This window comes from Tepidimonas sp., assembly GCF_036824975.1.
GTDB lineage: Bacteria > Pseudomonadota > Gammaproteobacteria > Burkholderiales > Burkholderiaceae_C > Tepidimonas.
Map to the genome: position 1 here is coordinate 11,792 of NZ_DAISZC010000030.1, position 10,056 is coordinate 21,847.

7 protein-coding genes are annotated in these 10,056 nt (G+C 71.3%); 2 read left to right on the forward strand and 5 right to left on the reverse strand.

What is annotated here, in order from left to right:
- The 4 genes from V7Z54_RS05235 to V7Z54_RS05250 all read right to left on the reverse strand — a co-directional run.
- On the reverse strand, positions 1-867 hold an 867-nt coding region (locus V7Z54_RS05235), incomplete at its 3' end, for a ligase-associated DNA damage response endonuclease PdeM (RefSeq protein WP_334134904.1).
- A complete protein-coding gene (locus V7Z54_RS05240) occupies positions 864-3,404 on the reverse strand; it encodes a ligase-associated DNA damage response DEXH box helicase (protein WP_334134906.1) in 2,541 nt (846 codons plus the stop codon). The genes V7Z54_RS05240 and V7Z54_RS05235, both read right to left, overlap by 4 nt.
- A gap of 35 nt (positions 3,405-3,439) precedes the next feature.
- Positions 3,440-5,128: an ATP-dependent DNA ligase gene (locus V7Z54_RS05245; RefSeq protein ID WP_334134908.1), complete on the reverse strand. Its 1,689-nt coding sequence runs from the start codon at positions 5,126-5,128 to the stop codon at positions 3,440-3,442.
- Positions 5,125-6,213: a ligase-associated DNA damage response exonuclease gene (locus V7Z54_RS05250; protein WP_334134910.1), complete on the reverse strand. Its 1,089-nt coding sequence runs from the start codon at positions 6,211-6,213 to the stop codon at positions 5,125-5,127. The genes V7Z54_RS05245 and V7Z54_RS05250 overlap by 4 nt, the downstream gene beginning before the upstream one ends.
- Positions 6,214-6,273: 60 nt before the next feature.
- On the opposite strand from V7Z54_RS05250, the gene thpR reads away from it, so the two are divergent.
- Entirely contained in the window at positions 6,274-6,873 is a 600-nt protein-coding gene (gene thpR, locus V7Z54_RS05255; RefSeq protein ID WP_334134911.1) for an RNA 2',3'-cyclic phosphodiesterase, read from the forward strand.
- A 44-nt stretch (positions 6,874-6,917) separates the two neighbouring features.
- Here thpR and V7Z54_RS05260 read toward each other — a convergent pair whose 3' ends face one another.
- A complete protein-coding gene (locus tag V7Z54_RS05260) occupies positions 6,918-8,117 on the reverse strand; it encodes a threonine ammonia-lyase (protein ID WP_334134912.1) in 1,200 nt (399 codons plus the stop codon).
- A 423-nt stretch (positions 8,118-8,540) separates the two neighbouring features.
- Between V7Z54_RS05260 and V7Z54_RS05265 the strand changes: the two genes are divergently transcribed.
- Positions 8,541-9,884, forward strand: coding sequence for a glutamine synthetase family protein (locus V7Z54_RS05265; RefSeq protein WP_334134913.1), 1,344 nt, complete (start codon positions 8,541-8,543; stop codon positions 9,882-9,884).
- Positions 9,885-10,056 lie beyond the last annotated feature (172 nt).

Genomic DNA, 10,056 nt, shown 5'->3' on the forward strand with positions numbered 1-10,056 from the left:
CGCCTGGCAGGACCCCTCACGAGTGGGCACCTCCTCATCAGCAGCGGGCTGCATGCTCGCGGTTGCGCGGACCTGCGACCACGGTTTCGGCCACCGAACATCGACCGGCCACACCGCCCCTTCAGCCAGCACGCAGCGCTGCTGCTCCGACTGCCACGCCACCGCGCGGCCGCCGGTAAAGGCGCCAAAGGCCGGCAGCCATAGCGCCGACGGCGTCAGCACGTAGCACGGCAGCCGCAAGCGCTCGCGCGCGCCGCCGCGCACCACCGCCACCGGATGGGTGTGCCCACACAAGGCCATCGGCGGCGCGGGGGGCGGCAACGGATGCGGGTCTGTGTCCGCCCACCAACGGCTTGCGCTGCGCAACTCCCCTGGCGCCGGCGCGGCCGCAGAGGCGGGCGGCGGCGCGTGGTGGCACACCCAGGGCCCCAAGGGCCACGGCTCGTCCACCACCTCCATGGCCAGCTCAGGCGGTGGGTCGCCCGCGTGCGTGTCGTGGTTGCCACGCACCAACACGCACTGCAGCGCCGCGTGCGCCGCCCGCCAGTCGCGCAGGGCCTGCAGCACCGCAGGCGTGCGCGCCGCGCGCGCGTGCAGCCAGTCGCCCAGCACCACCAGCCGCCGCGCCCCGCTGGCCTGCAGCAGGGCACCAAGGCGCTGCAGGTTGTCCCGTGTGGTGCCGCTCGGCACCGGCACGCCCGCGGCCCGAAACGCCGCTGCCTTGCCCAAGTGCACGTCGGCCACGAACAGGGTCGATCCCGCTGGCCACCAGACGGCGCGCTGCGCCAGCAGCCACAGCACCCCCGTGTCGCCCCAGGCCGGCACCTGCACCGGCAACGCACCCCGCAGCGGCGACTCGTCAGTCATACGTCGGCTCCCGGGTTGGCTGCGGCAGGCTGCCTGCGCGCGCGCCGGTGGGCGGCCGGCGCGTCGGCGGCACGCTCCAGCCGCGCCACCAGGCGCTGCAGGCGGGCGCTGAGCGTCTCACTGGACAGGCGCTCGCGCAGTCGCTGCACCAGCAGCGGAAACGCCAGTGGCGTGGGCCGCGGCAGAATCTGGCAGTGCAGCGGCAAGCGAGCCAGACGCTGCAGCGTGGCGTGCAGCAGCGGCAGTTGCAGCTCGTGCGCCAGCACCTCGTCGCGCGCCTGACGCAACAGCCGATTGTCGGGCTCATGGCGCACGAATACCTCCCAAAACAGGGTCGAACTGGCCTGCAGGTGGCGCTGGCTGCGCCGCTGGCCAGGATGCGACGGCATGAGCAGTCCCGCCACGCGCGCGATTTCGCGAAAGCGCCGCTGCGACAGCTCGGTGGCGTTGACGCTGGCCAGCACTTGCGCACGCAGCGTCGGCTCATCGGGCACCTGCAGCCAGCGCGGCAGCTCGGTGGCCCAGTCGATGGCCTGCGGGCTCAGCAGTTCCAGCCCATAGTCGTTGACCGCCAGCGACAACGTGCGCGGCTGCGCCTGCGCAGCGCGCCACGCCAGCCAACTGGCCAGCGCGGCATGTACCTCGCGCCCGGCAAAGGGATACAGGAACAGGTGACAGCCCTCGCGGTCATACAGCACCTCGGCCAGCAGACGGCTGGGCGTGGGCAGCCGTGACCAGCGCGCCTGCAGCGCCAGCAACGGCTGCGCAGCCGCCATCTCGGGCCCCTCGAACCGACCGGCGTCGGCCGCGGCCAGACGGGCCAACACGGCCTGCGCCAGCGCGGTGGACAGGGGCATGCGACTGCCCTGCCAGCGCGGCAGGTGTGGCGGCTGACCGCGCGCCTCGCGCACCCAGGCGGTCAGGTCACGCAGGCGCACCAGCTCCAGCGTGCGCCCAGCGAACACAAAGCGCTCGCCCGGACGCAGGCGCGCACAAAACGCCTCCTCCACCGCGCCCAGCCGCGTCCCGTTGAGGTAGCGCACCTCGATTTGCGCATCGGCCACGATGGTGCCGATATTGAGGCGGTGGCGGCGCGCTACGCGCGCATCGGGCACGCGCCAGATGCCATCGGCGTCGGGCTGCACGCGCCGATATTCGGGGTAGGCGCGCAGCGCCGCCCCGCCATAGCGCACGAAGTCCAGCGCCCAATGCCAGTCGTCTTCAGGCAGGTCGGCATAGGCATGGGTGCTACGCACCTCGTCCAGCAGGGACGCGGGGGTAAAGCCCCCGCCCAGCGCCACCGTCACCAGATGCTGCACCAGCACGTCCAGCGGAGCACGCAGCGGCTGGCACGCTTCCAGCTGCCCGGCCTGCACCGCGTCACGCGCCGCGGCCGCTTCCACCAACTCCAGCGCGTGCGTGGGCACCAGCGTGATGCGCGACGGCAGGCCCGGTGCGTGGCCGCTGCGCCCGGCGCGCTGCAGCAGCCGCGCCACGCCCTTGGGAGAGCCGACCTGCAGCACCCGCTGCACCGGCGCGAAGTCCACCCCCAGATCGAGGCTGGCGGTGCACACCACAACGCGCAGCGCACCGCGCTTGAGCCCCTGTTCCACCCAGCGCCGCACGTCGGCATCCAACGAGCCGTGATGCAGCGCGATTTGCCCCGCCCAGTCGGGCCGCTCGGCCAGCAGCGCCTGGTACCACCATTCGGTTTGCGCGCGGGTATTGGTGAACACGAGCGCACTGCGGCACGCCTGCAACTGCGCCACCACGGCCGGCACCATGGCCGCACCCAGATGCCCAGCCCACGGGAAGCGCTCCACGCGCGGCGGCAGCAGCGTATCGACGATGATCGGTTTGGCGCCTTCGTCGCCGATCAGCGCAGCGCCGGGCGCCGCCTGCGGCCCCAGCAGCACGGCCAGCGCCTGCGCCGGGTCGGCCAACGTGGCCGACAGGCCCCACACCTGCAAGTGGGGCTGCCAGCGGCGCAGGCGCGCCAGCGCCAGCTGCACCTGCACGCCGCGCTTGCTGTCCAGCAGCGCATGCCACTCGTCCACCACCACCGCCGCGACCCCTGCCAGCAGTGTGGGCGCGTCGGCACGCGCCAGCAGCAGGCTCAGGCTCTCGGGCGTGGTCACCAGCACCTCGGGCCAGCGGCGCTGCTGGGCGGCGCGCTCGGCATCCGGGGTGTCGCCAGTGCGCACCCCCAGCCGCCAGCCGGCAGCCAACGCGGGCAGCGGTGCCTGCAGGGCGGCTGCGGTATCGCTGGCCAGCGCGCGCAGCGGCGTCACCCACAGCAGACGCGGTCGGCCCCCTCCGGCGGCACCGGCGTGGCGCTGCAGCAGCCCTAGCCAGACGGCGTAGGTCTTGCCGCTGCCAGTGCCCGCGTGCAGCAAGCCACTGCGGCCGGCCGCGATGGCCCGCCACGTTTGCGTTTGCAGCGGCAGCGGCCTCAGGCCCTGGGCCCGCAACCACGTCGCTACAACCCCCTCGGCGGGCACTGCCGACGCTGCAGCCGCGCGGCTGTCCCCCTGCATCGCCAGTGATCGTGGCCTGCCAGCGGCGCGCTCGCTCATGCCAGCGCCTCCGGTGCCGCGCCCAGCAGGGCGTGCAGGGTCTGCAGGGTATCGGCCTCCTCCACCGGTTTGTCGGTGCGCCAGCGCAGGATGCGCGGAAAGCGCACCGCCACGCCGCTTTTGTGGCGCGGGCTGCGCGCCAGGCCTTCAAACCCCAGCTCGAACACCAATGTCGGCTGCACCGCGCGCACCGGCCCGAAGTGGTCGCGCGTGGTGCGGCGGATGATGGCGTCTACGCGCGCCATCTCGGCGTCGCTCAAACCCGAGTAGGCCTTGGCAAACGGCACCAGCTGCCGCTGTGGGTGACCGGGCGGATGACTCCACAGCGCAAACGTGTAGTCTGAAAACAACCCGGCGCGCCGCCCGTGCCCCTTCTGGGCATACACCAGCACCGCGTCCACCGTGTAGGGATCGGCCTTCCACTTCCACCACACGCCCGCGGCGCGCGTGCGGCCCACGCCGTAGGCGCCGTCGCGCTGCTTCAACATCAGACCTTCGGCACCACGCCCCCGGGCCTGCGCGCGCAGCGCCGCCAGCGCCGCCCAGTCGGTGGCAGCTTCCACCGCCACCAGCGGGCTGAGGCGCAGCGCGGGGTCGGCCATGGTCTGCACCAGCGCCTGCAGGCGCTGGCGGCGCCGCCACTGGGGATCGGCGCGCACGTCACAGCCGTCTTGCTCCAGCACGTCGTAGGCGATGAAGGCAGCCGGCAGCGCACGCAACAGCGCGGCGGTCGGACGCTGCCGCCCGATGCGCCGCTGCAGCGCGGCAAACGGCTGCACGGCCAGTCCCGCAACGATCACGATTTCCCCGTCCAGCACGGTCCCCACAGGCAGCCGCTGCCCCAGCGCGGCGAGTTCGGGAAAGCGGTCGCTGACCAGCTCCTCACCACGCGTCCACAGCGCCACTGTGCTGCGGCGCACCAGCTGTGCGCGCATACCGTCCCACTTCCACTCGATCAGCCAGTCCGTGGGCGCGCCCAGCAGGGCCATGGCCGCGTCGGCATCAGCGGGCAGAGGATGCGCCAGGTAGAAGGGGTAAGGCTGAGCGTCGAGTGGCGATGCGGCTGCTGCGGCGTCACCGCCTGTGCGCGCCGACTTGGGCGCGGCCAGCAGTGCTTGGTAGTCATCGGCGCTGGGACGCGCATCGGCGCGCGTGTAGCCCATGAGCCGCTGCGCCAGCAGCGTGGCAGGCAGGCCGGCGACGGCGGCCAGCGCCTGCACCACGCTTTGGCGCGACACCCCCACGCGCCAGCCCCCGGTGATGAGCTTGCCGTGCAGCAAGCGCTGCTCGGCAGGCAGCGCCGCCCACTGGGCGCGCAGCGCGGCCGCGCGCGCCTCGGGGGGCAGCGCACGCAAAGCCAGCACCTCGGCCATCCACTCGGCCAGGCTGCGCTCTTGCGGCGCGGTGGGGGGCGGCAGCAACAGCGCGATGGTCTCGGCCAGGTCGCCGGCACTTTGGTAGCACTCCTCGAACAGCCACTCGGGCAACCCCGCAACCGCACACGCCAGTGCGCGCAGCTGACGGGCCGCCACTGCCTGCCGCGGCTTGCCGCCCGCCAGCAGATACACCGCCCAGGCGGCATCGGCCGGCGCAGCGGCACGAAAGTAGTCTTGCAGCGCCGCCTGCTTGGCCGCGGTGGAGGTGGTGGCGTCCAGGGCCTGCCACAAGGCAGCAAACGCTTTCATGCCCCGTCACCCCCGACGGGTGGCGCGGGCGCGTCCACAGCGACGCTGACGTCCACATCGGAGTCGGCGGCATCCGCGCCCTCTTCGCCATCGAAACGCGTGGCCAGCGCCTGCGCCTGCAGCCCCTGCTCGGACAGATAGCGCACCAGCGGTGCCACCTGCCCGTGCGTGACGCGCACGTCACTGGCCCCGCTGGCGGCGATCGCCGCCAGCAACCCGGGCCAGTCGGCGTGGTCGGACAGCACAAACCCCGCATCCACACCGCGGCGCCGTCGCACGCCGCGCAGCTGCATCCAGCCGCTGACCATGGCATCGGCATACGCCCCCAGGCGCCGCAACCAGCGGCTACCCTGCGCCGCCGGGGGCGCCAGCACCAACGCGCGCCGCAGCGCCGCCGGCTCCACACCGCCATCCAGCCGCCGCGTCGGGGGCAGCGTCACGCCCGCTTCGAGGTAGGCGCGGTTGACCGCGTCCACCGCCCCATGCACCACGATGGGGCCAGGGCCATCGCCCAGCGCCGCCAGCCCCGCCAGCAGGCGCTGCGCCTTACCCAGCGCATACGCGTACAACACGCTGGCGCGGCCAGCCTCGGCGTTGCCGCACCACCAGGCGCGGATGTCGGCCAACACGTCAGCCGCGCGCCGCCAGCGGTACAGCGGCAACCCAAAGGTCGACTCGGTGATGAAGGTGTGGCAGCGCACTGGCTCGAACGGCGTGCAGGTGGCATCACCCTCGACCTTGTAGTCGCCCGAAACAACCCAAACCTTGCCCCGGTGCTCCAGCCGGATTTGGGCCGAGCCCAGCACGTGCCCCGCCGGATGCAGGGAGACGCGCACACCCTGGCAGTCCACCACTTCACCGTAGCGCACCGCTTGCACCGCGATGTCTGCCCCCAGCCGTGCGCGCAGCAGGGCAGCACTCGCCCCATGCGCCAGATACGCCCCGTGCCCCCGGCGCGCATGGTCGGCGTGGGCATGGGTGATGACGGCGCGCGCCACAGGCCGCCAGGGATCGATGTAAAAATCTCCAGGCACACAGTACAGCCCCTCGGGGCGCACCTGCACCAGATCGCGGCCGACCTCCATGGTGCCGCAGTGTAGCGACGCGCCCTGGGCGCTGCAGGCGCTGCTCGGCTTGTCCTCCACATGAACCGGTCCGACGTCCCCGCTGCATCCCCTGAGCCGCCGCTGCGGCTGTTCGTGGCCCTGTGGCCGGACGCGGCAACCCGCCGTGCCATCGATGACGCGGCGGCCCTGTGGCATTGGCCCGCGGGTGCCCGCCGCTACGACAGCGACGACTGGCACGTCACCCTGCACTTTCTGGGCCCCGTGCCAGCGGCGCAACTGCAGACGGTGGCGCAACGACTGGCGGTGGCCTTTGCGCCGTTTACGTGGACGCTGGACACGGCCGAGTGTTGGGCGCGCGGACTGGCGGTGCTGAGCTGTAGCCACCCCGCGCCGCCGCTGGCCGCATTGCATCGGCGTTTGCGGCGTGCCCTGATGGCCCTGGATTGGTCGCTGCCCCAGCGCCCGTTGCGCCCGCACGTGACGCTGGCACGGCATGCCGCAGGTGCCCGGCCACCACCACAGCTCGCCCCCATCCCTTGGCGGGTACACGATTACGCGCTGGTGCAATCAACCGGCACTCGGCAACCGCGTTACCTCGTCTTGCACCGCTATCCGGCCACCCCGCGCCCGTCGGCTGGCGGCCAAGCCTGCGCGGCGTCTGCGGCGGCACACCGCTGAGCCCGCAACGCGGCTGCCGCCAGCGTCGTATCCGGTCGGTGCCGCTAGCGCCGCGACACCGCAAACCCGGCCTGCTGCAGCGCCTGCATCACGTCGTCCACGTGCTGCGGCCCGCGCGTCTGCAGCACCAGTTCGATGTCCACGTTCTGCGCCGCCAGCAGCGTGAAGGCGCGCTGGTGCTGCACCTGATCGATATTGGCACCGGCCTCGGCCACGATGGTGGCGATGCGCGCCAGCTGTCCCGGCAGGTCGCGCGTGCTCACCACCAGCCGCGCCAGCCGACCGGCGCGCACCATGCCGCGCTCGATAATGGCCGCCAGCAGCAAGGGGTCGATGTTGCCGCCACACAGAATCAGGCCCACCTTGCGCCCAGCAAAGCGCTGCGGGTGGCGCAGCAGCGCGGCCAAACCCGCAGCCCCCGCTCCCTCCACCAGGGTCTTTTCGATTTCCAGCAGCAGCACGATGGCCTGCTCGATGTCTTCCTCATCCACCAGCAGCCAATCGTCCACGTACCGGCGCGCCAGCGCCAGCGTGCGCTCGCCGGGCGCCCCCACCGCAATACCTTCGGCAATGGTGTTGCCGCCCACCGGCAGCCCGGTGCCGGTCAGCGCGTTGACCAGCGCGGGAAAACGCCGCGTCTGCACCCCTACCACTTCGATGTCGGGCTTGAGCGCCTTGGCCGCGGTGGCCACGCCCCCGATGAGCCCGCCGCCGCCGGCAGCCACCACCAGCACCTCCAGGTCGGGCTGGGCACGCAGCATCTCCAGCCCCACCGTGCCTTGCCCGGCGATGATGGCGTCATCGTCATAAGGGTGCACAAACGTCAGGCCCTGTTCGGCCGCCAGCGCGCGGGCATGGGCACGTGCCGCCTCCAACGTGTCGCCGTGTAGCACCACCTCGGCGCCGAAGGCGCGCGTGCGCTCGACCTTGACGCCCGGCGTAAAGCGCGGCATCACGATGACCGCGCGCAGGCCCAGACGCTGCGCATGATAAGCCACCCCCTGCGCGTGGTTGCCCGCCGACATGGCGATGACGCCGCGCGCGCGCTCCTCGGGTGCCAACTGGGTCAGCTTGTTGCAGGCGCCGCGCTCCTTGAAGGAAGCGGTGTACTGCAGGTTTTCGAACTTCAGAAAAATCTGAGCGCCGGTGATTTGAGACAGGGTGCGCGACTCCAGGCAAGGGGTCTCCAACACCTGCCCGGCCAGGCGGGCGGCGGCGGCCTCGATATCGGACAGTCCGATCATGAACGCAGGACTCCTGGGCAACGGGCGCATGGCGAGCGCGAAGGGGCAGGCGACCCGCCCGTGACCACCGCCTGCCGCAATGAGGGGCCATTGTCGCAGAGCCCCGGTGGCCGACACCGCGACACCCGCCCCCACCACGCCGCGACATGACGTTCGTCGGCATCCCCTTCGCACCAAACCCCGCGGCGGGTGCGGCACCACCCGCTGCCGCACCGAGTCAGCAACCGACGGCATGGCCCCCGCCCGCGGGCCCTTGACCCTGCAATTGGCGCCCCGTTTTCAGGCGCGGCCGGCACCGCGGCGCTGCCGCAATGGGCGCATACTGTACGCACCGGCGTGCTGTGGCACGTCGCCACCAGCCGTGGCCCCAGCGACCGCCGGGCCGCTTCCCGCATCCCCCCCAACCGCAACAACCGCCTTCCCATGGTTGCTTCACCGGACGCCATCCGTCATTGGCTTGACCAACACCACATCACCGAAATCGAATGCCTCATCCCCGATATGGCCGGGCAAGCGCGCGGCAAGATCGTGCCGCGCCACAAGTACGACCCGGCGCAGGGCCTGCGGCTGCCGATTGCGGTGCTGGAGATGACGGTCACCGGTGCCTACCCCGAGCAGGACTACGTGCCTGTGGCCGACCCCGACATGCACCTGGTACCCGATGCCTCGACGCTGCGCCGGGTGCCTTGGGCCAAGGAGCCCACCGCCCAGATCATTCACGACTGCCAGCGCTTCGATGGCACGCCGGTGGAACTGTCCCCACGCAACGTGCTGCGCCGCATCCTGGCGCAGTACGAACGCGACGGCCTGCGCCCCATCGTCGCGCCCGAAATGGAGTTCTACCTGGTGCAGATTGAGCCGGATGAGGACATTCCGCTCAAGCCCCCGATCGGGCGCACCCAGCGCACCGAAGCCGGCATGCAGAGCTTCTCCATCGACGCCGTCAACGAGTACGACGACATTTTTGATGTGATTTACGATTGGTGCGAGGCACAGGGCCTGCAGCTCGACACCCTCATCCACGAAATGGGCACCGCGCAAATGGAAATCAACCTGGACCACGGCGAGCCGCTGGCGCTGGCCGACCAGGTATTTCTCTTCAAGCGCACCGTGCGCGAGGCCGCCATTCGGCATGGCATGTACGCCACTTTCATGGCCAAACCCATGCAGGGTCAGCCGGGCAGCGCCATGCACATCCACCAAAGCGTGCTCGACGCCGGCAGCGGCCGCAACATCTTCAGCATGCCCGATGGCCAGCCCTCGCCCGCGTTCTTCCATTTCATCGGCGGGCTGCAAACCTATCTGCCGGCTGCCATGGCATTCTTCGCGCCATACGTCAACAGCTACCGGCGCCTGTCGCGCTACACCTCCGCACCCATCAACCTCAGCTGGGGTTACGACAACCGCACCTGCGGGCTGCGCGTGCCCCAGTCCAGCCCCGAACAGCGGCGCGTCGAAAATCGCTTGGCCGGCGTGGACGTCAACCCCTACCTAGCCATCGCCGCCAGCCTGGCCTGCGGGCTACTGGGCATACGCGAGCGCCTGCAGCCCACCGAACCGTTGGCTGGCAGCGCCTACGAACAGCCCCACCAGCTGCCGCGCCACCTGGACGATGCGATCGACCGGCTGCTGGCCTGCACCCCTTTGGCGGAGCTGTTCGGCGAGCACTTCTTGCGCACCTACGCCGCCATCAAGGATGCCGAATACCGCGAGTACTTCGACGTCGTCAGCCCATGGGAGCGGCGCTATCTCCTGCTCAATGTGTGACGCCCGACGGCATCCGTGGCACGCGGCCGCGGCCGGGCAAACCGGACGCAAGCAGCGTCCCGCGACAGCGCGTTCACTCGTGGCCTGCTGCAGTTGCGCAGCGAACGTGTACCCGTCGAAGAGGTTGCCGTGGCGGGTATGTGCCCCCCTCAACAAACTCTACCGCTCCTCC

What these genes read in the sequence shown, in the direction of transcription:
- V7Z54_RS05265 (WP_334134913.1), top strand. Translation starts at nt 8,541, where the DNA reads ATGGTTGCTTCACCGGACGCCATCCGTCATTGGCTTGACCAACACCAC.
- thpR (WP_334134911.1), top strand. Translation starts at nt 6,274, where the DNA reads ATGAACCGGTCCGACGTCCCCGCTGCATCCCCTGAGCCGCCGCTGCGG.
- V7Z54_RS05260 (WP_334134912.1), bottom strand. Translation starts at nt 8,117, where the DNA reads ATGATCGGACTGTCCGATATCGAGGCCGCCGCCGCCCGCCTGGCCGGG.
- V7Z54_RS05245 (WP_334134908.1), bottom strand. Translation starts at nt 5,128, where the DNA reads ATGAAAGCGTTTGCTGCCTTGTGGCAGGCCCTGGACGCCACCACCTCC.
- V7Z54_RS05240 (WP_334134906.1), bottom strand. Translation starts at nt 3,404, where the DNA reads ATGCAGGGGGACAGCCGCGCGGCTGCAGCGTCGGCAGTGCCCGCCGAG.
- V7Z54_RS05250 (WP_334134910.1), bottom strand. Translation starts at nt 6,213, where the DNA reads ATGGAGGTCGGCCGCGATCTGGTGCAGGTGCGCCCCGAGGGGCTGTAC.